Genomic DNA, 22,476 nt, shown 5'->3' on the forward strand with positions numbered 1-22,476 from the left:
AGTTCGCCTCAGTTCTTGAACGGGAAACGGAAACCAGCGAGAAGCGCCTTGGCTTCTTCATCGGTCTTGGCCGTCGTCGTGATGCTGATATTGAGACCACGCAAGGCATCGACCTTGTCGTACTCGATTTCAGGAAAAATGATCTGTTCCTTGACGCCGATGTTGTAGTTGCCACGGCCGTCGAACGCACGGCCAGAGATGCCGCGGAAGTCGCGAACACGCGGCAGCGCGATGGTCACGAAACGGTCCAGGAACTCATACATCTGCACGCCACGCAGCGTGACCATGCAGCCGATCGGCTGGTTTTCGCGGATCTTGAAACCGGCGATAGCCTTCTTCGACTTGGTGACCACGGGCTTTTGGCCGGCGATCTTGGTCAGGTCGGCGACGGCGTTGTCGAGAACCTTCTTGTCGGCGACTGCTTCACCCACACCCATGTTGAGCGTGATCTTGGTGAGGCGGGGGACCTGCATCGGCGACTTGTAGCCGAACTTTTCCGTCAGGTCTTTCGCGATCTTTTCGCGATACTGTTGTTGGAGACGTGCCATATGAGTACCTCTTAGGCGAACTTGATTTCGTCGCCGCTCGACTTGAAGACGCGAACAGCCACGCGCTTGCCGTCAGCACCCTGGGTGATCTTGATGCCCACGCGATCGGCCTTGCCGGTCGCGGCATTGAAGACCGCCACGTTGGATTGGTGAATAGGCATGGACTTCTCGACGATGCCACCAGTCGTACCCTTGAGCGGGTTCGGCTTGGTGTGCTTCTTGACGAGGTTCAGACCGTCGATGACGATGTGCGAATCGTCCTTGCGAAGCGTGACGGTGCCGCGCTTGCCCTTGTCACGACCGGCCAACACGATGACCTGGTCGCCTTTGCGAATCTTGTTCATGGCGTTGTGTCCTTACAGAACTTCAGGAGCCAGCGACACGATCTTCATGAACTTTTCGGTGCGCAGCTCGCGCGTCACCGGTCCGAAGATGCGGGTGCCGATAGGCTCCAGCTTGGCGTTGAGCAACACTGCTGCGTTGCCGTCGAATTTCACGAGCGAGCCGTCAGCACGACGGATGCCCTTGGCGGTGCGAACCACCACTGCACTGTAGATCTCGCCCTTTTTGACGCGACCACGTGGAGCACATTCCTTGATGCTGACCTTGATGACGTCGCCCACGCTGGCATAACGCCGCTTGGAGCCACCGAGCACCTTGATACACAGGACGGATTTCGCGCCCGTGTTGTCGGCCACTTCGAGCCGGGATTCAGTTTGGATCATTTCTTGATATTCCCAACTTGTACCGATGAACTTCCAGGAGGGAAGCACCGCGGTCAGTCTTGGGCCCGTCGTTGGCACCTCGAACCACTCGAGGCACTTCCGCTTTGGGCTGAAAGCTTCGCCTTTTGGAAGCGAAGCCCGCGATTGTTGCACGCACTTGTGCCGATGTCAACAACCCCATTACACCATCACGCACTGCCACTAGACTTCGGGGCGTGCGCACCACAGTGAATTCCCTCTCACCGCCCCCGCTACGCCCCATGCGCCGGCGCCTCCTGGCGGGCGGCGCCGGGCTGCTGGCGCTGGGCCTGGCTGGTTGCGGGAGCGCCACCCCGCATCCGGACCCCGGCCGGCTACGGCGCATTGCGGAAGCGCGATGGCCACACCGCCTATCTATAGAGGGCACCACGGCCGGGGGCCTCTCGGGCATCGACTACGACCCAGCGCGAGGTGAGTACCTGCTCATCAGCGATGACCGGTCAGACCTTGCGCCTGTCCGCTACTACGTCGCCCGCTGGCCTCAGCCAGAGGCCGCACCACCCGCTCCCACGGGCGTGGTGTTGTTGCAACGCCCAGGCGGCGGCCCCTGGCCCGGTCGACGCCAGGCTGTCGACGGACTCCCGATCCCAGACCCCGAAGCCCTGCGCCTGCGCCCCGCCACCGACACCCTGCTCTGGACCAGCGAAGGCGACATCGCCCGCGGTTTCGGCCCCGCGCTGTATGAGTCGGCGCGCGATGGCCGTTTCCTGCGTGAATTCGCCATGCCCGCGATGTTCACCCCCGATCCCGCACAGCGCCGCGGGCCGCGCGACAACCTGACTTTCGAGGGCGTGACCCTCACGCCCGACGGCCGCTTCGCCTGGCTGGGAATGGAAAACGCCCTGATCCAGGACGGCCCCGTGCCGACCACCGGCGCACCGGGCGGCCCCTGCCGCTTCACCCAGCTCGACCTGGAGACCGGCAAGGTCACCCGCCAGATCGCCTATGTGCCGGACGCCATCCCGCTGCGGCCGCTGGTCCCTGGCACCTACGCCGACAACGGCGTGAGCGAGATCCTGATGCTCGACGCCCACCGCATGCTGGTGCTGGAGCGCGCCTACGCCGCCGGCACGGGCAATTCGCTGCGCCTCTATGAAATGGACACCCGCGTGGCCAGCGACGTGCTGGCCGTCGATGCGCTGGCACCCGGCAACCATCGGCCCGCCGCCAAGACCCTGGTGGCCGACTTCGCCGCGCTGGGCCTGTCCCGCCTCGACAACACCGAAGGCATGTGCTGGGGCCCCTTACTGCCCAATGGCAAGCGCATGCTCGTGGTCGTGAGCGACGACAATTTCAATCCCCTGCAAGTCACCCAGTTCGCAGCCTTCGAATACACCGACCGACCATGACCATCGCCGTGACCTTCCTGCCCCGCACCGCCCCCTCGCCACTGCCGCCCATCGCCTTCATCGGCGGCGGCAACATGGCCAGCGCCATCATTGGCGGACTGATCCAGCAAGGCGCCCCGGCGGACGCGTTCGAGGTGGTCGAGCCCTTCGAGGAGGCCCGCACGAAGCTGGCGCAGTCTTTCGGCATCGTGGCGAAGGCCGAGGCTGGCGAGAGCCTGTCGCGCTGCGCTGTCGTGGTGTGGGCGGTGAAGCCCCAGACCTTCGCCGATGCCACCAAGCCCGTGCGCGCCAATGCCTCGCAGGCCTTGCACCTGAGCGTGGCCGCGGGCATTCCGTCCGACAGCATCACCCGCTGGCTCGGCACCGAGCGCGTGGTGCGCGCCATGCCCAACACGCCCGCGCTGGTGGGCAAGGGCATGACCGGCCTCTTTGCCCGGCCCGCCGTCGCGAGCGCCGACAAGGCGCTGGTCACTCAGTTGCTGACCCCCACCGGCGAACTGATCTGGGTCGACGCCGAGCCCGCGCTCGACGCAGTGACGGCAATGTCGGGCTCGGGCCCGGCCTATGTGTTCTATTTCATCGAGGCCATGACCGAAGCCGGCGTCGAGATGGGCCTCACGCCCGACCAGGCCCAGCGCCTGGCCATCGGCACCTTCACCGGCGCCTCTGCCCTCGCGCACAGCGCGACCGAGCCGCCCTCGGTGCTGCGCGAGCGCGTGACCTCCAAGGGGGGCACCACCTATGCGGCCATCACCTCGCTGCAGGGCGCGGACGTCAAGGCGCAGTTCAAGACCGCAATCCGCGCGGCACAGAAGCGGGCGGCCGAACTGGGCGAAGAATTCGGCCGCGGCTGAAGCTCAGGCCGGCAGCGCGCGGGGCCCGAGGAAGAACAGCCACTCGGCAGCCAGCGTGACGGTGCCGTCTTCCAGTTCGAGCCACACCTCTTCCTTCAGCAGAAAGCTGTCGCCGGGCTTAGGCGTTACTTCGGCAATGCGCACACGCGCCCGAAAACGCGCCCCCACCGGCATCGGCCTGACGAAGCGCAGGCGATCAAAGCCATAGTTCAGCGCGTGGTTCGAGTCGAAGGGCAGCAGCGTGCGCATGGCCTCGCCGGTCAGGCGGATCAGGTGCGACACCTGGAAGAAGCCCGGCACGATCGTGCCCCCGTAATCCGTCTCGCGCGCAGCGCGCTCCGGGTCCAGGTGGATCCACTCGCCTTCACCGTCGCCGGACAGCACCGCGTAGCGGTCGACCATCTCCTGCGTGATGAGATGCCATTCGGACAGGCCTTCCTGGCCGATCTTCTGCGTCAGTCGTTCCAGCATGCGCAGCCCTTTCAACGAATCGCGTAGCCGGCCACGATGCCGACGAACACCGCGAAGCCCAGCCAATGGTTCTCGCGGAAAGCCTTGAAACAGCCCTCGCGTGTGCGCTCGCGGATCAAGCGCCAGTGCCAGAACGCCTGTGCCACGGCCCCGACGATCCCCACGTAAAACAGCATGCCCAGCGAGCGGCTGGCACCGGCCCAGATCCAGATCGCCAGGAAGATCGCGTAGCTCAGCATCACCGCCGCCACGTCGAAGCGGCCGAAGGTGATGGCCGAGGTCTTCATGCCGATCCGCAGGTCGTCGTCGCGGTCGACCATCGCGTATTCGGTGTCGTAGGCCAGCACCCAGAACAGGTTGCCCGCGAGCAGCCACCAGGCAAACCACGGCACCATCGACTGCACCGCCGCAAACGCCATCGGAATGCCGAAGCTGAAGGCAATGCCCAGCACCGCCTGCGGGATCGACACGAAGCGCTTGGCGAAGGGATAGATCAGCGTGATCGCCAGCGCCGCGAATGACCACAGCACCGCCGTGCGGTTGGTCGTGAGCACGAGCCCGAAGGACACCAGCGCCAGCACCACGCCGAGGCCCAATGCTTCCTTGACCGACATCGCGCCGCTGGTCACCGGGCGCTGGGCGGTGCGCTTCACATGGCGGTCGAACTCGCGATCGGCCACGTCGTTCACGCAGCAGCCGGCGCTGCGCATGAGGAAAGTGCCGAGCGTGAACACCACGATCAGGTGCCAGCCCGGCCAGCCATCGGCGGCAAACCAGAGCGCGCCCAGCGTGGGCCACAGCAGCAACAGCCAGCCGGCGGGGCGGTTCCAGCGGATCAGGTCGAGGTAGAGCGCAAAACGACGGGCAAGCATGCGAGTGGCCGAACAGACGGGCAAAAAAAGAGCGGCCATTGTGCCGCTCTCGGATTTTCGCGAAGGCGCAGGGCGCGTTCAGTCTTCCAGAAGCGAACGCAGCATCCAGGCCGTCTGGTCGTGCACCGTGCAGCGCGCGGTCAGCATGTCGGCCGTCGGATCGTCGCCGGCTTCCTCGGCCACGGGGATGAATTCACGCGCGATGCGCGACACGGTTTCATGGCCCTTCACCAGGATGCGCACCATCTCCATGGCCTTGGGCGGTGTCTGCGGCACGTCGGGCACGGTGGCGATCTTGCTGAACTCGGCGTACGAACCCGGCGCGTAGTGGCCAAGGGCGCGGATGCGTTCCGCGAGCACGTCGGTGGAGGTCCACAGCTCGGTGTACTGGCCCATGAACATCGCGTGCAGCGAGTTGAAATGCGGGCCCGTCACGTTCCAGTGGAAGTTGTGCGTCGTGAGGTACAGCGTGTAGGTATCGGCCAGCACGCGGCTCAGGCCTTCGGCAATGGCCGCGCGGTCCTGGCGTTCGATGCCGATGTTGATGATCGGCGCGTTGCGGCTGCCGGACTCCTGCGCGACCACGGCGCCACCCTTCTTGGGCACCTTGCCGGCGGAGGAAGGAGACGACGATTTCTTCGAGGCTTTGGCCATGGCGAGAGCTCTTTCTTCAAGTTGGGTGTGAACGAGTGATTCTCGAAGCCGCGCTGCGGCTTCGCAACAGCGTCACTCTATCCCAGCGATGAACGATTCAAAACAGCCGGCGCGTAGGCCGACTCCTCGAATTTCTATGAGAGGCGCTTGACGCCCGGCAGCTCGCACGCATAGATCGCGTTGCGCAGGGCCGCAATCGCTTCATAGCGCGTGAAGGTGCGGCGCCATGCCAGCACCACGCGGCGCGTGGGCGGATCGCGGTCGTGCGCGTCGCGCACCGGCAGGTAGCGCACCATCTGCTCGGAGTCCTTGCGGCCCTTGCCCTTGGGCTTGAGCGCCTCGGCCGGCACCGACAGGCGCGGCACCAGCGTCACGCCCATGCCCGAGGCCACCATGTGCTTGATGGTTTCCAGGGACGAGCCCTCGAAGCTCTTGCGGATGCCTTCGGCATTGCTGGAGAAGCGTGCGAACTCGGGGCACACCTCGAGCACGTGATCGCGAAAGCAGTGGCCCGTGCCCAGCAGCAGCATGGTCTCGTTCTGCAGCTCTTCAGAGGTGATCGATTCGCGGTCGGCGAACTTGTGCTTGATGGGCAGCGCCGCCATGAAGGGCTCGTCGTACAGCGGTGCCATCGCAAGGCCCGTGTCGGGAAAAGGCTCGGCCATGATGGCGCAGTCGATCTCGCCGGCGCGCAGCATCTCCAGCAGCTTGGCGGTGAAGTTCTCCTGCAGCACCAGCGGCATCTGCGGCGTGCGCGAGATCACCTGGCGCACCAGGTCGGGCAAGAGATACGGCCCGATGGTGTAGATCACGCCCAGGTTCAGCGGGCCGGCCAGCGGGTCTTTGCCGCGCTTGGCGATTTCCTTGATGCTGGCGGCCTGGTCGAGCACGCTTTGCGCCTGCTGCACGATCTGCTCGCCGAGGGGCGTGACGGTCACTTCGCCGGCACTGCGCTCGAAGAGCTTGACTTCGAGTTCGTCCTCGAGCTTCTTGATGGCCACCGAGAGGGTCGGTTGGGAGACGTAGCAGGCCTCGGCCGCCTTGCCGAAGTGCCGTTCGCGGGCTACTGCGACGATGTATTTGAGTTCGGTGAGAGTCATAGCTTGCGTCAATTATGCGCAAGGGTGTGTGACCCGGCTTGCCCGGGGTCTAAGCCGCCGGCGAAAAGCCGGCCGCCCGACCTCAACCGATGGTCGCGATCGCCACGCCGGCCGCCACGTAGCCGCCCGCCGCAGCGGACATGGTGATGCGCCCCGCCCGATGCGCGACGACCTGCATCTCCATCTTCATCGCTTCCATCACGGCAATGACGGCGCCCTGCGCGACCTCGTCGCCATCGGCGACTTTCCAACCTTGCAGGGTGCCGGAGACCGGCGCGGCCACAGCGGCAGCGTCTGCCACCGGCGCTTGCGCAACAGGCACGGCGCCCGCACCACCGCCAGCCGACGACAGCCCGCGCAGCAGCTCGGGCGGCAGGCCCAGCGACATGCGGCGCCCACCCACTTCGATCGCCGTGCGGACCAGCGCGGTGTCCGGCATCGGCTCGGGCCGCACGGCAGCCGTCTCCGCATTCGCGAAGTCGGTCTCGATCCAGCGCGTGTGCACCTTGAAGGCATCTTCCGAAACGAAGTCAGGATGCGCCATGACCGCACGGTGAAACGGCAGCACCGTCGCCAAGCCTTCGATGCGGAATTCTTTCAACGCGCGACGCGCCCGCGCAATCGCCTGCGCACGCGTGGCGCCGGTGACGATGAGCTTGGCCATCAGCGAATCGAAGGTGCCCGACACCGCCCCGCCGGCAACAACGCCGGTGTCGACGCGAACGCCAGGACCCGAGGGCGCGTCGAACACATTGACCGGCCCCGGCGAAGGCAGGAAGCCACGGCCCACGTCTTCGGCGTTGATGCGGAACTCGAACGAGTGGCCGCGCGGCACCGGCGTCTGCGTGATCGACAGCGGCAGGCCGTCGGCAATGCGCAGTTGCTCGATCACAAGGTCAATGCCCGTGGTTTCCTCGGTCACCGGATGCTCGACCTGCAGCCGCGTGTTGACTTCGAGGAAGGAGATCGCACCGCTCGCGCTGAGCATGAACTCGACCGTGCCGGCACCGGTGTAGCCGGCCGCCGCGCAGATGTCGCGCGCCGACTGATGGATGCGCTCGCGCTGCGCGTCGCTGAGGAAGGGCGCGGGCGCCTCTTCCACCAGCTTCTGGTTGCGCCGCTGCAGCGAGCAGTCGCGCGTGCCGAGCACGACCACCTGGCCGTGCGTATCGGCGATGACCTGGGCCTCGACGTGGCGCGGCCGGTCGAGGAACTGCTCGACATAGCACTCGCCGCGACCGAAGGCCGTGATGGCCTCGCGCACCGCCGACTCGTACAGCCCCGCCACTTCATCCATGCGCCACGCGACCTTGATGCCGCGACCGCCACCGCCGAACGCGGCCTTGATGGCGACCGGCAGGCCGTGCTGCTCGGCAAAGGCCAGCACTTCGTCGGCGCTGGTCACCGGGTCGGCCGTGCCCGCGACCAGCGGGGCACCGACCTGCATCGCGAGCTTGCGCGCCTGCACCTTGTCGCCCAGCCGGGCGATGGCGGACGGCGACGGGCCGATCCAGATCAGGCCCGCGTCGATGACCGCCTGCGCGAAGGCCGCGCTCTCGGACAGGAAACCGTAGCCGGGGTGCACCGCATCGGCGCCGCTGCGTTTGGCCACCGCGAGCAGCTTGGGGATGTTCAGGTAGGTGTCGGCCGGGCGGTTGCCGTCCAGGCCGTAGGCCTCGTCGGCCATGCGCACGTGCAGGGCATCCAGATCGGCATCGGCATAGACGGCGACCGATTGCACGCCGTAGTCGGCACAGGCACGCGTGATGCGCACGGCGATTTCGCCACGGTTGGCGATCAGGACTTTTTTCATCGGAAGGCTCTCGATCTCAAAGTTCGACGGGGCCGAGGCCAGAGCCTTGGCCCGCAATGGGTTGGAAGCGGATGCGGGCGTTCACGGGGATCTGCCCCGCACGGTCCAGGTGATGGGTGGCGATGGAGGCGATCACGGGGTAGCCGCCGGTCAGCGGGTGGTCGGCCAGGAACAGCACGGGCTGGCCGCTCGGCGGCACCTGGATCGAGCCCCTGGCGGTGCCTTCGCTGGGCAGCTCGGAAGGATTGGCGCGCACCAGCGCTTGCTCGCCCGCCAGCCGGATGCCGACGCGGTTGGACTGCGGCGTGACCAGCCACGGCTGGCTGCACAGGCGCTCGACCGCATCGGCCGTGAACCAGTCGGTGCGCGGTCCGAGCACGATGTCGAGCACGACCTCTTCGTGCACGGTGGGCAGATCAACCGGCGCTGCTTCAGGCGTGCCGACGACGGCGCCGGATGCGACTGCGCGCACCGGCAGCACATCGCCCGCAGCCAGTGCTGGCGGGCCGATGCGGGCCAGTGTGTCGGTCGAGCAACTGCCAAGCACGGGCGCGATGGCGAAGCCGCCGCGCACCGCCAGATAACTGCGAATGCCGGCGGCCGGCTCGCCCAGCGTCACGATGTCGCCATCGGCCAGCGCGACGGGCTGATGGCGCGGCAATGGCCACTGCGCGCCATCAGCGCGTGTCAGCATGAGCGGCCCGTCGGCACCGGTGACGGCGATCACTGCTTCGCCACGGCAGGCAAACTGGAAGCCGCCGTAGGCGATCTCGATGCAGGCGGTGTCGGAGGCATTACCGGCCAGTCGATTGGCCGCCTGCAGCGCCCGCTGGTCCATTGCGCCGGAGGCAGACACGCCCTGCTTCGCCTGACCGTGGCGGCCATGGTCTTGCCACAGCGCCTGCAGTCCTGCGGCGCGAACCTCGAAAGCACAGCCGCCTTCGATGGCGGCAGGGACTGGCGCCGTGGCGATCTGTGCAGCCACAGGCAACGACACCTCCGATGCCGTGACATCCACGAAGCGCACCGTGTCACCGGGCTGCAGCAGCGCCGGCGTTTCACGTGCCAAGTCCCACATCGGCGCGTCGGTCACGCCGATGATCTGCCAGCCACCAGGGCTGGCCTGCGGATACACACCGCTGAAGCTGCCCGCCAGCCCGACCGCACCGGCCGGAATGCGGGTGCGCGGCACCGCGCGCCGGGGCACGTTCAGGCTGGGATGACCACCGGCCAGATAGGCAAAGCCGGGCGCGAAGCCGGTGAAGGCGACGGTGTAGTCGCTGCCGGTGTGGCGGCGCACCACCTCCTCGGGCGTGATGCCGAGCAGACCGGCCACTTCGGCCAGGTCCTCGCCCGTGTAGCGCACGGGAATCTCGATGCGCTTGTCGATGCGCGTCTCCCGCGCGTCCAGACTGCGTTGCCCGATCTCGCGTGCGAGCGCCGCCGCCGAAATCGCGGCGGGGCGAAAGCTGACCAGGATCGTGCGCGCGGCGGGCACCAGTTCTTCGACGCCCGCGATGGGCTCGGCGCGCAGCGACGCCAGCAGCGCGAGCGTCTGTGCCAGGTCGTCGAGTTCGACCAGCACCGCATTCAGATTGACCGACAGGAAGCGCATCGTCATGCAGCAGCCGCTTCCACGAAGGGACGGATCGTCACGCCGGCCTGCTCGAGCCGTTCGCGCACCCGGCGCGCCATCTCGACCGCGCCCGGACTGTCGCCATGCACGCAGACCGAGTCGGCCTGGATGCGCACCACGCTGCCGTCGATGGCCGTGACCACGCCATCGCTGGCCAGCCGCAGCATCCGTTCGGCCACGTCCTGCGCGTCGTGCAGCACCGCACCGGGTTCGCGGCGCGACACCAGCGTGCCCTGGGGCGTGTAGGCGCGGTCGGCAAAGGCTTCGGCCACCGCGCGCAGGCCCTGGGCCTCGGCCCAGCCCAGCAGCGGCGAGCCCGCCAGCGCGACGAGGCACAGGCCGGGGTCGATCTCGCGGATGGCGGCGATGACGTCGCGCGCCTGGCGCTCATCGTGGGCGATGGTGTTGTAGAGCGCGCCGTGCGGCTTCACGTAGCGCACGGTGGTGCCGGCTGCCGCAGCCAGCCCCTTCAGCGCGCCGATCTGGTAGATCACGTCGGCGCGCAGGTCGGCACTGTCGACGTCCATGTTGCGGCGGCCGAAGCCGACCAGGTCGCGGTAGGCCACGTGGGCGCCGACCACAACACCGCGTTCCTTCGCCTGGCGCAGCGTGCGCAGGATGCCTGCGGGGTCGCCCGCATGAAAGCCGCAGGCCACGTTGGCGCTGCTCACGATACCCAGCATGGCGGCGTCGTCGCCCATGCGCCAGACGCCCAGGCTTTCGCCGAGGTCACTGTTCAAGTCGATGTTCATCGGAGGTCTCCGGCGTGCATGCACGCACGCCTTGGGGTCAGGTCAATGCAGTCGGCCGGCGGTTTCGCGCACGTCGTTGCGCACGGTGAGCGCGGTGCGGATCGCCACGCGGAAGGCCTCCACCTGCGCGGCCAGCGTCATGCTCGCCACGCCGGGCTTCGAGGCGGCCTGCTCGGGCAGGTAAGGCACGTGGACAAAGCCGCCGCGCGCGTGCGCCAGTGCCGGACGCGTCGCGAGCCGATGCATCAGCGCGTAGAAGATGTGGTTGCACACGAAGGTGCCGGCACTGTTCGACACGGCCGCGGGCAGGCCCGCCGCGCGCATGTCGCGCACCATGGCCTTGATCGGCAGCGTCGCGAAGTAGGCCGCCGGGCCGTCCTTGACCACGGGGAGGTCGATGGGCTGCTGTCCGGCGTTGTCGGGGATGCGCGCGTCGTCGATGTTCAGCGCGGCGCGCTCCATCGAAATTTCAGTGCGCCCGCCCGCCGCGCCGATGCACAGCACCAGCTGCGGAGGCGGGCCGGTCAACGCGGCATCGAGCGTGTCGATGGCGCGGCCGAACACGCAGGGCAACTGCACCGCCTGCACCACGGCGCCTTCGCAGGCCCAGCCGTCGAGCGCGCGGGCAATTTCCCACGCGGGGTTGACCGGGTCGTTCTCGAAGGGCTCGAAGCCCGCGACCAGCACGCGGCGTGCCTTCGCATCGGTGGCTGTGGTCATGCGCGGTGCCTCAGCGGAACATCAGGAAGTACAGCAGGAAGATGTTGACCACCAGCAGCGCTGCCGCGGTCGGTATCTGCACCTTGATCACCGCGTTCTTGTCGGGCAGCTCCAGCAGCGCCGCCGGCACGATGTTGAAGTTGGCCGCCATCGGCGTCATGAGCGTGCCGCAGTAGCCCGAGAACATGCCGATGGCCGCCATCACCGCCGGGTCGCCGTGGTACACGCCCACCAGCACCGGCACGCCGACACCGCCCGTCATCACCGGGAAGGCCGCGAAGCCGTTGCCCATGATGATGGTGAACAGCGCCATGCCCAGCACGTACACCACGACAGCGACGAAGCGGATGTCCATGTTGATGTAGCTGGTGGTGATGTACGCCACCGCCTTGCCCACACCGGCGTCGGAGAACACCAGCCCCAGCATGCCCAGCATCTGCGGCAGCACCACGGCCCAGCCGAGTGCGTCGGTCAGGCGGCGCGACTCGCGCATGCCCTGCACCGGCGTCTCGCGCGTCAGCCAGCAGGCCAGCGCCAGCGCCACCACGCAGCCCACGCCCAGGCTCACCAGCGTGGTGTTCTTGGGGTCGAGCAGGAAGGCGTCGCCGATCTTGACCTTGCTCATCAGCACGGTGCCGATGACGGTGACCAGCGGAATCGCCAGTGCCGGCATGAACAGCTTGTTGCCCAGGCGCGTGGCGCTGGCCTGGTATTGCTCGGGCGTGGGCTCGCTGTGCTTGCCCGCGCCAACGCCGCGCATGCCGGCGATCACGGCCATGGCGATGGCGCCGACGCCGACCCATGCGGGCGGCAGCTTGTCACCGACCAGGAAGACCAGCGAATAGAGCCCCCAGAACAGCGCGCTGGTGTAGCGCTTGGGGTGCTTGGTGTCGGTCAGCGTCATGATCGCCGTGATGGCGAGGATGAGGCCGACCAGAAGGTACAGGTGCTGGATCGAGAGAATCATGATGATCAGCGTCCTTCCTTGGCGGGCACGGCGGCGGACGGCTCGGTGGTGCCGGCGGCACCGCCCAGTTCACGGGCCAGCGACTGGTCCAGCCGGCGCAGGCGCCAAGAATGGATGATGAAAGCGGCGATGGCCGTCGGAATGCCCCACATCGCGACGTGCAGCGGCTCCACGTCGATGCCGGCCTCGTGCAGGAAGGTGGTCATCAGCACGATGGCGCCGAAGGCCACGAAGATGTCCTCGCCGAAGAACAGGCCCACGTTGTCGGTGGCCGCGGCGTACGCACGCAGCTTGTGGCGGATGCGGTCGGGCAGCTTGCCGTAGCGGGTCTCGGTGGCGCCTTCGGCCATCGGCGCGAGCAGCGGACGCACCATCTGCGGATGGCCGCCCAGGCTGGTCAGGCCCATGGCCGCCGTGAGTTCACGCGCGGCAAGGTAGACGATCAGCAGGCGGCCGGCGGTGGCCGACTTGATGCGGCTGATCCAGTTCTGCGCATGCTGGCGCAGGCCATGGCGCTCCAGCAGCCCGATCACCGCCAGCGGCAAAAGAATGATCAGCGGCAGGTTGCGCGTCTTGATGAAGCCGGTGCCGATGGCTGTCAGCACCGCCATCGGGCTGAAGCCGGCGGCGAAGGCCGTCACGATGGCCGTGACGATCACCACCAGCATCGGATTGAAGCGCAGGATGAACCCCGCAATGATCACGGCCACGCCAATCAGCGGCCACAGGGGAATGTCAGGAGTCATGTGGGTCTTTCGTTTGAACTCGGAGCCAGCCTGCGCGGGCGCGCCGGTGAATCGATTGATGCAAACCTCGTGCCAATGAATGAGCAATTCATTTCTTATGAATCACTCATTACAAGCAAGTTGTTGAACAATTTAATGTAGTGTGCCCAACAACAGTGCCTGAATACCCCCATGAAAACCCTGAAAAAAGCATTCTTTGGTGCACATCCCGCCACTCCGCATGCGCGGCTCGGCACGGGGGAAATCTGCTACAAAGCAGGCTCGCTGCGCCTTGTGGGACGGTGTCGCCCAGTCGGCATGGCCGGTGAGCGCGCGGCATCCACGCTCCCTTTCCATCCCCTCCCGGCATGAACCGACTGGTCTCCCCCACTTCCCCTGCCGCGCCGGCCGCCGGCGCGCAGACCCTCAACGACCGGGTGGCCGAACTCATTCGCCAGAAGATCGTGAAGGGCGAGTTCTCGCCGGGGCAGCGGCTGTCGGAAGCCGCGCTGGCCGACAGCCTGGAGATTTCGCGCAACACCCTGCGCGAGGTGTTCCGCACGCTGACCAAGGAGGGGTTGCTCAAGCACGCGCCCAACCGCGGCGTGTTCGTGGCGGTGCCGAGCATCGCGTCGATCATCGACATCTACCGGGTGCGGCGCCTCATCGAATGCCAGGCGCTGGCCCAGGCCTACCCGCGCCATCCCGCCAAGAAGCACATGCGCGATGCGGTGGAAATGGCGCTCAAGTGCCGCGAAGCCGGCGACTGGCTGGGCGTGGGCACGGCCAACATGGAGTTCCACAAGGGGATCGTGGAACTGGCCGACAGCGAACGGCTGAACATCCTGTTCGCGCACATCCTGGTCGAGCTGCGGCTGGCCTTCGGCCTGCTCAAGGACCCGGAGTTCCTGCACGCGCCCTACGTGGACATGAACACCAAGCTGCTCGAACTCATCGAAGCCGGCAAGTTCGCCGAGGGCTCGGTGGCGCTGAACGACTACCTCATTCACTCCGAGCGGATCGTGCTTGCGGTCTACGCGCGGCAGATGCCTGAAAGCGGCATCGACGGCTGATGACTACGCGCTAGCTGATCGCAGCAGCCAGCTCCAGCTTCATGCCCTCGTGCGTGGCCTCGAAGCCGAGGCGCTCGTAGAAGCGGTGCGCGTCGGTGCGGCGCTTGTCGGTGGTGAGCTGCACGAGGCGGCAGCCCGCCGCACGGGCAAGCTCGATGGCGTGGGCGAACATGCGCTCGCCGATGTCCTGCCCGCGATGGGTGGACGCCACCCGGACGCCCTCGATCTGCGCCCGCAGCGCGCCCTGCCGCGCCAGCCCCGGAATGACGATGAGCTGCAGGCAGCCCACGACCTGCGACCCCAGCACCGCGACCAGCACTTCGTTGCCGGCTTGTGCCTGCATCTGCCGCCACGCGCTTTCGTAGACGGAAAGATCGCCGGTTCGTTCGCGCGATGCGCCGAGCACGTCGTCGACCAGCATGGTCGCAATGGCGGGCAGGTCCGCCAGCATGGCGGTGCGGATGTTCAGGGGTGGGTTCGTTGTCATTGCATGCCTCGGGTGAACTGAAATAATGGCCGACCCTGCCACGCCACGCTGACGGATACCCGCCATGACCCTGTCTGCCTACCTGCTGTTCCTGCCCGCCTGCTTCGCCATCAACATGGCGTTCGGCCCCAACAACCTGCTGTCGGTGACCAACGGCGCACGGCACGGCGTGTCGCCTGCCGTGCTTGCGGCCGGTGGCCGCCTGCTGGCCTTCGCGATCATGATCGCCATCGCGGGCCTGGGCATGGGCGCGGTGCTGGTGGCGTCGGAGACGGCCTTCGACGTCATCAAGTACATCGGCGCCGCGTACCTCGTGTGGATCGGCGTTCGCCTGCTGCGCGCCCCGGCGCCCACGGCCGAGGTGCAGGCGCGCGATGCGTCCGCGCCGCCCTCGCTGCGCGCACTGGCGCGCCAGGAGTTCACCGTGGCGGCGGGCAACCCGAAGGCCATCCTGGTGTTCACCGCCTTCTTTCCGCAGTTCGTGGTGCCCGGCGCGTACGCCTCCAGCTACCTGCTGCTGGGCGCGACCTTCCTGGTGTTCGAGCTGGTTGCCATTGCGCTCTATGCCCTGCTGGGCGCGCGCATGCGCCGCATGGCCAACGGCAGCCGCGCGATGCGCTGGTTCAACCGGGTCAGCGGCAGCATGATGGTCGGCTTCGGGCTGATCCTGGCGTTCACGCGGCGGCCGGCGGGCTGACGCATCCCAGGCGTCGCGCTAGCACTCGACGATGTTCACAGCCAGGCCGCCGCGCGATGTTTCCTTGTATTTGGTCTTCATGTCCGCGCCGGTCTGCATCATGGTCTTGATGACCTTGTCCAGCGAGACGAAGTGGGAGCCATCGCCGCGCAAGGCCATGCGCGCGGCGTTGATGGCCTTCACGGCCCCCATCGCATTGCGCTCGATGCACGGGATCTGAACCAGTCCGCTGATCGGGTCGCAGGTCATGCCCAGGTTGTGCTCCATGCCGATCTCGGCCGCGTTCTCGATCTGCCCGGGCGTTCCGCCCATCACGGCGGCAAATGCACCCGCCGCCATCGAACAGGCCACGCCGACTTCACCCTGACACCCCACTTCCGCGCCCGAGAGCGAGCCGTTCTTCTTGTAGATGATGCCGATGGCTGCGGCGGTGAGCAGAAATTCGACCACTGCATCGTCGCCCGCGCCGGGAAAGAAACGCTGGTGGTAGTGCAGCACCGCCGGAATCACACCCGCCGCGCCGTTGGTGGGCGCGGTGACCACGCGCCCCCCGACTGCGTTTTCCTCGTTGACGGCAATCGCGTACAGATTGACCCAGTCCATCGCCGCGAGCGGGTCCGGCGCGGTGCCGGGCGTGCCGCTTTGCAGTTGCCGGAACAGGTCCGCCGCGCGCCGCCGCACCTGCATGCGCCCGGGCAACGTGCCGGTGCTCGCGCAACCGCGCTGCACGGCCCCGGCCATGGTTTCCCACACCCGCAGCAGTTGCGCCCGCACCTCGGCCTGCGGGCGCCATTGCGTTTCGTTGTCCATCATCAGCGCGGCAATCGACTTCCCCTGCGCCTTGCATTGCGCCAGCAGGTCCGCGCCAGTCTCGAAGGCAAAGGGCAGCGCAGCGGGCGGCGGGCGCTGTGCGCCCTCGTCGTTGCGCACGCCGACGCCGTGTGCATCGACGACGAAACCGCCGCCCACGGAGAAATAGTCGGCCTCGGCCAGCGGCAGGCCCTGCGCGTCCAGCGCCATGAACCGCATGCCGTTCGGGTGATACGGCAAGCTCTTTCGCATGAAGAGCAGGTGCGCCTTTTCATCGAACGCCACGGTGTGCACGCCGAGCAGGCGCAGGCGCCGGTCTTGCCGGATGGCCGCGACGGCGGGCTCGATGGGATCAGGGTCGATCAGGTCCGGCCGATGGCCTTCGAGACCGAGCAGCACCGCACGGTCCGTGCCGTGCCCGCGGCCGGTCGCGCTCAGCGAGCCATACAACTGCGTCACCAGCGCGGCCACCTTCGGCAGCAAGCCTCTTGCTTGCAGCAGGCAGGCGAACTGCCGGGCCGCGATCATCGGCCCGACCGTGTGCGAACTCGACGGCCCGATGCCGATCTTGAAAAGATCGAAGGCGCTGACGGGCGTGGAACCCGCCTTCGCGGCGTCGGTCACCGCGCCTTCACCGCCAGGTTCCACAGGGCCACGAGCTGCTCGTACTCTGCCGAAGCAGCTTCCTGGTCGAGCGGGAAGATCTTGATGGCGCCCAGATCAGGCAGCGAGGTGAGCTTGGACACCGGAATGTCGCTGCGCACCGGGCGGCGGAAGTTCTTCACCAGCAATTCCTGTTGCGTCTCCTTGCTCAGCAGGTCGTTGTAGAGCGTGATGGCGGCGTCCATGTTCTTTGCGCCCTTCACGATGAACATGCCTTCAGGCGCCAGGTAGCTGCCTTCGGTGGGATAGACCAGCTTGATCTCTTTCTGCCCGCCCGCCACGTACTCCTGCGCTGCGTACTCGATGGTCAGGCCCACCGGGTATTCGCCGGCCGCCACGCCCTTGTAGGTGCTGCCCGAAGACGCGGTAATGACCGCATTGGCCGCCAGCTTGGCCAGGCCGTCGCGGCCGAACTGCTTGAGCAGCCCGTACACCAGCATGTAGGCCGTGGCGCTCTTGCTCGGGTCGGTGATGGCGAACTTGCCTTTCCACTCGGGGCGCATCAGGTCCGACCAGGTCTTGGGCGCGGCCATGCCCTTGAGCTGGCGCTCGTTGACCATCATCACCATCACATGCACGTTGGTGCCGACCCACAGATCGTTCGGCCCGCGGAACGCGGCGGGAACGGCCGCCAGCTCAGGCGACTTGTAGGGCGCCATCTGGTCCTTGTAGGCGCCCAGCGTGCCGAAGCCGCCGCTCCAGAGCACGTCGCCGCGCGGGCTCTTGGCCTCGGCCTGGATGCGCTTCATCAGCGTGCCGGTGCCGCCGGTGACCTGCTGCACCGTCAGCGCGGGCGACTTCTTCTTGACCACGGCCAGCGCGGTCTCGACGGTTTCCGTGTTGTTGGACGAATAGAGCACCACCGTCTGCGCGCCGGCCACGCCCGCCACGAGGGCCAGGGCTGTGACCGCGCATTTCGCCAGAGACTTGAAGGACATGAAAACCTCGCAGGTTGAAGTTGGTTATTTGCTGGAAAAGAGATTGATGCGGAACACCTTGATCGACACGATGATGGGCAGCAGGATCACGCTGACCAGTGCCGCGCCATAGGCTGAAGCGAGCCCCAGGCGACCGCCGTCGACCTGGCGGAAGATGGCGATGGGCATGGTCTCCAGGCCGCCCGTGTAGACCACGATGGAGGCGGACAGCTCCGAAATGGTGGTCACCCACATCAGGATGCCGGCCGAAATGATCGAAGCCTTCATCGCCGGCAGCAGCACCTTGAAGAAAGTCATCAGCGGCGACACGCCCAGGCTGATCGACGCCTCCTCAATGGAGTCCGAGATGTTGAACAGCGTCGACGACGCATTGCGCACCGCAAAGGGCAGGCGGCGCACCGTGTAGCACAGCACCATGATCCCCGAGGTGCCCGCCAGCACCAGCCAGCCGGTGTTGAAGGTCTGCACCAGCGCGATGCCCAGCACCGTGCCCGAGATGGTGAGCGGCAGCACCACGATGTAGTCCAGCAGTTGCGTGAACGGGTTGCGCTTCTTGATCGTCAGGTAGCTCACCAGCACGGCGAAGGCCACGCCCACCACCGTGGCCATCGAGGCGAACTTCAGCGAATTGAAGATCGGCTCCGGCGCACCGCGCAGCGCACGCTCCAGGCTCGACAGCGACCACTGGCCCCAGCGCATCACCGGCCCGCTGGTTTCGGTGAACGCACCCACGAAGACGATGACCAGCGGCAGCATCGACAGCACGATGATCACGCCCACGCTGAGCGTGTAGAGCACCGCCGCGCCCGAGCGCACGCGCACCACCGCCGGTGCGCGCCCCTGCGTCATCGTGTAGATCTTCCGCTCCACCACGCGCTTCTGGAAGAACAGCACGATGGCCACGATGCCGATGGAAATCACCGACATCGCGCTTTGCAGCGTCGGGCTGCCGCCCATCTCGCCGACGAAGGCGTTGTACGTCATCACCGACAGCAGCGGCACGCTGCTGCCCAGCACCACCGACAGCGCGAAGTTGCCCACCACCAGCGTGAACACCACCAGCGCATTCACCAGCACCGCCGGCAGGATCACCGGCACCAGCACGCGCAGCTTGGTCACCAGCGGCGAGGTGCCCAGGCTCAGGCCCGCTTCTTCGAGCTGGCCGTCGAAGCCGCGCAGCGCGGCCAGCACGCCGAGATAGATGTAGGTGTAGTAGACCAAGGTCATGGAAAAGACCATGCCCGTCCAGCCATAGAAGGTCGGCAGCTCGATGCCCACGCTCGCCAGCATGTTGGTCACCAGCCCGTTGTTGCCCAGCAGCAGCAGCCACGACTGGCCGACGATGATCTCGGGAATCACGATGGTCATGATCGGCAGCACGGCCACCAGGTTCTTCAGCGGGAAGTCGTAGCGCGCCACCATGTAGGCGAAGGGCACGCCCACCGCCACCGTGCAGGCCGTGACCGTCACGCCGAGCACCAGCGTGTTGCGAAACGCCAGCAGGTATTCGCTGTCGCGCAGCAGCGTGATGAAGCCGGACAGCGAGAACGCGCCCGACTCGTCGCGCACGCTGTTCACGAACAGCGTGCCCAATGGATAGAACACGAAGAACAAGAGCAGCAGCAGGCTGAGCAGGGTCAGGAAACCCCAGGGCCACCATTTGATTTTCATGGCGCGTGTCCCGTTCAGGCGCCGACGATGCGGCTGTCGGCCGGCACGAGAACCTGCACCGCGTCACCGGCCTGGAAGTCAGCCACCATGTTGCCGGCATGCAGCTCGACGCGGATCTCGGAGTTGTCGTGCAGCCGGATGCGGTAGGCAGTCTTGAAGCCCAGGTACTGGCGCCTCATGACTTCGCCCGCGATGGCGTTGGGCACATGCGGCGCGGGCGCCATCAGCGACAGCGCCTCGGGCCGCGCGATGAGGATGCCCTGCGCACCCAGCGCGGCGCTGCCCTGCATGCCGTCGAGCTGCTGGCCGCACAGGCGGTAGCGCACGTGCGGCGGCGCATCTCCGACCGGCTCGCCGCCCACGCGCTCGGCCGGCACCGGAATCACGTTGGCCGAACCGATGAAGTCCGCCACGTAGGCGTTGACCGGCGTGCCGTACAGCTCTTCGGGCGTGCCCAGCTGCGCGATGCTGCCGCGGTCCATGATGGCGATGCGGTCCGACATGGCCAGCGCCTCTTCCTGGTCGTGCGTGACGAACACGGTGGTGATGCCCGCCTCGCGCACCAGGTCCAGGATCACGTCGCGCATCTGCAGGCGCATCTTGGCGTCGAGGTTGGACAACGGCTCGTCCATCAGCAGCACGCGCGGGCGGATCACCAGCGCCCGGGCCAGCGCCACGCGCTGGCGCTGGCCACCACTCATCTGCGCCGGGTAGCGGTCGGCCAGCGCCAGCAGGCTCACCTTGTCCAGCGCCTCGTTGACGCGCCGGGCGATCTCCGCCTTGGGCACCTTGCGCGCGCGCAGGCCGTAGGCCACGTTGTCGAAGGCCGACTTGTCGGGAAACAGCGCGTAGTCCTGGAACACCATGCCGATGTCGCGGTGGTGGGTCGACACGCGCGTCACGTCGTCCTTGTCGAAAAGAATGCGGCCGCCGTCGGGGTCGTTGAAGCCGGCGATGCAGCGCAGCAGCGTGGTCTTGCCGCAGCCGCTGGGGCCCAGCAGGGTGTAGAAGGCGCCATCCGGCACATGCAGCGACAGGTTCTGCAGCACCGTCTGATTGGCGAACTGCTTGACGACGTTGTCGATCGTGATGGAAGCCATGTCTCTTGTTCAGGGTGGAAAGAAGCGCGATGCTAGGCGCGGCCCTTGCGTGTCACCAGCCGTATTTTTTAAGACTGCCGGTTAGTTTTTCTGCAGGCTTCCCGGTCTACGATGCCCGCCGGCCTTCGAACCAATGCGGCAAGCAACCGACCACGAAAAACAAATGAGGAAGACAAGCCTGTTCGCCAAGGTACGCATGTGGTGACCCGACGCCTGCCCCCTTTGAAAGCGCTGCGCGCCTTCGAAGCGGCGGCGCGCCATGCCAACTTCACCGCGGCCGCCGACGAACTCAGCATCACCCACAGTGCCGTCAGCCAGCAGATCCGACTGCTGGAGGACTACCTGGGGCAGCCGCTGTTCGCGCGCGAGGCGCGCGGCGCGACGCTGCTGCCGCATGCGCGCGAGTACTTCGCCGAGGTGCAGGCCAGCCTGGACCGCATCGCCAACGCCACGGCGGCGCTGAAGTCGCCCAACCAGCGCAGCAGCCTGAGGGTGTGCACCACGCCGTCGCTGGCGATGAAGTGGCTCATTCCGCGGCTGGCCGGGTTCCAGGCGCTCGCGCCCCTGGCGGACGTGCAACTGTCGACCCTGGGCCGGCAGTTCTTCGACCAGGCCGAGGCCGGCAGCGACGTGCTGATCCGCCGCATGCCCATGCAACGCCCCGACCACACCTGCGTGCGCTGCCTGGACGACCACCTGGTGGCCGTGGCGTCGCCGCGCTTCATCGAGCGCCATCGCATCGCCAGCATTGCCGACTGCCTGGGCCACCCCTTGCTGCAAGCCACGGGCGGGCTGGAGAACTGGCCGCGCTGGTTCGAGCTGGCCGGCGTGCGCGTGCCGGCCCAACTGCCGGGCCCCGTGTTCGACCATCAATTCCTGTGCATGCAGGCCGCCATGAACGACCTGGGCCTGGCCCTGGCGCCCTGGTGCCTGCTGGAAGAAGACATCCGGGCGGACCGGCTGCGCCTGATCTTTCCCGAGCCCCGCCTGCCCGCCTCCGGCGTCTACGCGCTGTACCGCACCGAGGGGCCGGTGGCCGCACTGGCGCGGCAGTTCGTCGACTGGCTCAGCACACAGCACTGGACCGCAGGAAGCACCCCATGAACCAGACACCCGGGCAACGCCCGCCCGCCTTGCGCCTTTCGGATTTCCGGCTGATCGCCTTCGACATGGACTCGACGCTGATCGACATCGAGACGGTCGACGAGATCGCCGACATCGCCGGCTGCGGGCCCGAAGTCGCGGCCATCACCGAAGCCACGATGCGCGGCGAGATCACCGATTACAAGGAAAGCCTGCGCCAGCGCGTGGCCCTGTTGCGCGGCGTGCCGCTGTCCGCGCTGCAGACCGTGTACGACCAGCGCCTGCACCTGAACCCAGGCGCCGAAACCCTGATCGACGCCTGCAAGCGCGCCGGCCTGCGGGTCGTGCTGCTGAGCGGCGGCTTCACGTTCTTCACCGACCGCCTGCGGGAACGGTTGCAGCTGGACGACACCCGCTCCAACGTGCTCGAGATCGAAGACGGGCATCTCACCGGACGCATGCTCGCCCAGCCCTGGGGCGACATCTGCGACGGCGAGGCCAAGAAAGACAAGCTGCTCGAATGCTGCCGCGCGATGGGCATTTCGCCGGCCCGGGCCATCGCCGTGGGCGACGGTGCCAACGACCTGCCGATGATGCGGGTGGCCGGGTTGTCCGTGGCGTACCACGCCAAGCCCAGGGTGCGCGAAGAAGCCATGGTGGCCATCGACGAAGGCGGGCTCGACCGGCTGCTCGACTTCTTGCAGGGCGCGCACGCCGGCGCCTGAGTTC

Annotated in this window: 24 protein-coding genes; 6 read left to right on the forward strand and 18 right to left on the reverse strand. The window is 67.0% G+C overall.

The genetic code is table 11. The annotated features are described in order from the left end of the window. Positions 1-8: 8 nt before the first annotated feature. The 3 genes from rplE to rplN are packed head-to-tail and all read right to left on the reverse strand — an operon-like array spanning position 9 to position 1,273. Positions 9-548: a 50S ribosomal protein L5 gene (rplE, locus tag H7F35_RS10260; RefSeq protein WP_187112767.1), complete on the reverse strand. Its 540-nt coding sequence runs from the start codon at positions 546-548 to the stop codon at positions 9-11. Between the two features lie 11 nt (positions 549-559). Beyond that, entirely contained in the window at positions 560-892 is a 333-nt protein-coding gene (rplX, locus tag H7F35_RS10265) for a 50S ribosomal protein L24 (protein ID WP_187112768.1), read from the reverse strand. Positions 893-904: 12 nt separating this feature from the next. Next, entirely contained in the window at positions 905-1,273 is a 369-nt protein-coding gene (rplN, locus tag H7F35_RS10270) for a 50S ribosomal protein L14 (RefSeq protein WP_068630284.1), read from the reverse strand. A gap of 260 nt (positions 1,274-1,533) precedes the next feature. On the opposite strand from rplN, the gene H7F35_RS10275 reads away from it, so the two are divergent. Both H7F35_RS10275 and proC read left to right on the forward strand, forming a co-directional pair. Then, positions 1,534-2,661 carry an esterase-like activity of phytase family protein gene (locus H7F35_RS10275; protein ID WP_187112769.1) on the forward strand — a complete coding sequence of 376 codons (1,128 nt, stop codon included), beginning with the start codon at positions 1,534-1,536 and terminating at the stop codon, positions 2,659-2,661. Continuing rightward, positions 2,658-3,515, forward strand: a complete 858-nt coding sequence (gene proC / locus H7F35_RS10280; protein ID WP_187112770.1) for a pyrroline-5-carboxylate reductase — start codon at positions 2,658-2,660, stop codon at positions 3,513-3,515. Before H7F35_RS10275 ends, proC begins: the two co-directional genes overlap by 4 nt. A 3-nt stretch (positions 3,516-3,518) precedes the next feature. Here proC and H7F35_RS10285 read toward each other — a convergent pair whose 3' ends face one another. From H7F35_RS10285 to H7F35_RS10330, 10 genes are all read right to left on the reverse strand, one after another. Next, positions 3,519-3,986 carry a MaoC/PaaZ C-terminal domain-containing protein gene (locus tag H7F35_RS10285; protein ID WP_187112771.1) on the reverse strand — a complete coding sequence of 156 codons (468 nt, stop codon included), beginning with the start codon at positions 3,984-3,986 and terminating at the stop codon, positions 3,519-3,521. Between the two features lie 11 nt (positions 3,987-3,997). Continuing rightward, the gene (gene ubiA / locus H7F35_RS10290) at positions 3,998-4,858 is read right to left on the reverse strand and encodes a 4-hydroxybenzoate octaprenyltransferase (RefSeq protein WP_187112772.1); all 861 of its coding nucleotides are present in this window, start codon (positions 4,856-4,858) and stop codon (positions 3,998-4,000) included. 78 nt (positions 4,859-4,936) lie between these two features. Beyond that, positions 4,937-5,512 carry a Dps family protein gene (locus H7F35_RS10295; RefSeq protein ID WP_315970476.1) on the reverse strand — a complete coding sequence of 192 codons (576 nt, stop codon included), beginning with the start codon at positions 5,510-5,512 and terminating at the stop codon, positions 4,937-4,939. A 134-nt stretch (positions 5,513-5,646) separates the two neighbouring features. Further along, positions 5,647-6,612 (reverse strand): LysR substrate-binding domain-containing protein, encoded by a 966-nt coding sequence (locus H7F35_RS10300; protein ID WP_187112773.1) that lies wholly within the window; start codon positions 6,610-6,612, stop codon positions 5,647-5,649. An 82-nt stretch (positions 6,613-6,694) separates the two neighbouring features. Then, positions 6,695-8,425: an acetyl/propionyl/methylcrotonyl-CoA carboxylase subunit alpha gene (locus tag H7F35_RS10305; protein WP_187112774.1), complete on the reverse strand. Its 1,731-nt coding sequence runs from the start codon at positions 8,423-8,425 to the stop codon at positions 6,695-6,697. A 16-nt stretch (positions 8,426-8,441) separates the two neighbouring features. After that, entirely contained in the window at positions 8,442-10,040 is a 1,599-nt protein-coding gene (gene pxpB / locus H7F35_RS10310; protein WP_187114224.1) for a 5-oxoprolinase subunit PxpB, read from the reverse strand. A 2-nt stretch (positions 10,041-10,042) separates the two neighbouring features. Beyond that, on the reverse strand, positions 10,043-10,813 hold the full coding sequence (locus tag H7F35_RS10315) for a LamB/YcsF family protein (protein WP_187112775.1): 771 nt from the start codon (positions 10,811-10,813) through the stop codon (positions 10,043-10,045). 42 nt (positions 10,814-10,855) lie between these two features. Continuing rightward, entirely contained in the window at positions 10,856-11,533 is a 678-nt protein-coding gene (pcp, locus tag H7F35_RS10320; protein WP_187112776.1) for a pyroglutamyl-peptidase I, read from the reverse strand. A gap of 10 nt (positions 11,534-11,543) precedes the next feature. Beyond that, positions 11,544-12,500: a DUF979 domain-containing protein gene (locus tag H7F35_RS10325; RefSeq protein ID WP_187112777.1), complete on the reverse strand. Its 957-nt coding sequence runs from the start codon at positions 12,498-12,500 to the stop codon at positions 11,544-11,546. 5 nt (positions 12,501-12,505) lie between these two features. Next, the gene (locus H7F35_RS10330; protein ID WP_187112778.1) at positions 12,506-13,246 is read right to left on the reverse strand and encodes a DUF969 domain-containing protein; all 741 of its coding nucleotides are present in this window, start codon (positions 13,244-13,246) and stop codon (positions 12,506-12,508) included. 347 nt (positions 13,247-13,593) lie between these two features. On the opposite strand from H7F35_RS10330, the gene H7F35_RS10335 reads away from it, so the two are divergent. Further along, positions 13,594-14,298, forward strand: a complete 705-nt coding sequence (locus H7F35_RS10335) for a GntR family transcriptional regulator (RefSeq protein ID WP_261803590.1) — start codon at positions 13,594-13,596, stop codon at positions 14,296-14,298. 10 nt (positions 14,299-14,308) lie between these two features. On the opposite strand, the gene H7F35_RS10340 is transcribed toward H7F35_RS10335, so the two are convergent. After that, positions 14,309-14,785, reverse strand: a complete 477-nt coding sequence (locus H7F35_RS10340) for a GNAT family N-acetyltransferase (protein WP_187112779.1) — start codon at positions 14,783-14,785, stop codon at positions 14,309-14,311. A gap of 64 nt (positions 14,786-14,849) precedes the next feature. On the opposite strand from H7F35_RS10340, the gene H7F35_RS10345 reads away from it, so the two are divergent. Beyond that, a complete protein-coding gene (locus tag H7F35_RS10345) occupies positions 14,850-15,482 on the forward strand; it encodes a LysE family translocator (RefSeq protein ID WP_187112780.1) in 633 nt (210 codons plus the stop codon). An 18-nt stretch (positions 15,483-15,500) separates the two neighbouring features. On the opposite strand, the gene H7F35_RS10350 is transcribed toward H7F35_RS10345, so the two are convergent. The 4 genes from H7F35_RS10350 to H7F35_RS10365 are packed head-to-tail and all read right to left on the reverse strand — an operon-like array spanning position 15,501 to position 20,664. Further along, entirely contained in the window at positions 15,501-16,916 is a 1,416-nt protein-coding gene (locus H7F35_RS10350) for an L-serine ammonia-lyase (protein ID WP_187112781.1), read from the reverse strand. Beyond that, complete coding sequence (locus H7F35_RS10355) at positions 16,913-17,893, reverse strand: ABC transporter substrate-binding protein (protein ID WP_187112782.1); 981 nt, start codon at positions 17,891-17,893, stop codon at positions 16,913-16,915. Before H7F35_RS10355 ends, H7F35_RS10350 begins: the two co-directional genes overlap by 4 nt. A 24-nt stretch (positions 17,894-17,917) precedes the next feature. After that, positions 17,918-19,564: an ABC transporter permease gene (locus H7F35_RS10360; RefSeq protein WP_187112783.1), complete on the reverse strand. Its 1,647-nt coding sequence runs from the start codon at positions 19,562-19,564 to the stop codon at positions 17,918-17,920. Positions 19,565-19,578: 14 nt separating this feature from the next. Further along, positions 19,579-20,664, reverse strand: a complete 1,086-nt coding sequence (locus H7F35_RS10365; protein ID WP_187112784.1) for an ABC transporter ATP-binding protein — start codon at positions 20,662-20,664, stop codon at positions 19,579-19,581. Positions 20,665-20,886: 222 nt separating this feature from the next. Between H7F35_RS10365 and H7F35_RS10370 the strand changes: the two genes are divergently transcribed. Together H7F35_RS10370 and serB are read left to right on the forward strand one after the other, a co-directional pair. Then, a complete protein-coding gene (locus H7F35_RS10370) occupies positions 20,887-21,768 on the forward strand; it encodes a LysR substrate-binding domain-containing protein (RefSeq protein ID WP_261803591.1) in 882 nt (293 codons plus the stop codon). Beyond that, positions 21,765-22,472: a phosphoserine phosphatase SerB gene (serB, locus tag H7F35_RS10375; protein ID WP_187112786.1), complete on the forward strand. Its 708-nt coding sequence runs from the start codon at positions 21,765-21,767 to the stop codon at positions 22,470-22,472. The genes H7F35_RS10370 and serB overlap by 4 nt, the downstream gene beginning before the upstream one ends. Positions 22,473-22,476: the final 4 nt, after the last annotated feature.

The organism is Variovorax sp. PAMC26660, assembly GCF_014302995.1.
Taxonomy (GTDB): domain Bacteria; phylum Pseudomonadota; class Gammaproteobacteria; order Burkholderiales; family Burkholderiaceae_C; genus Variovorax.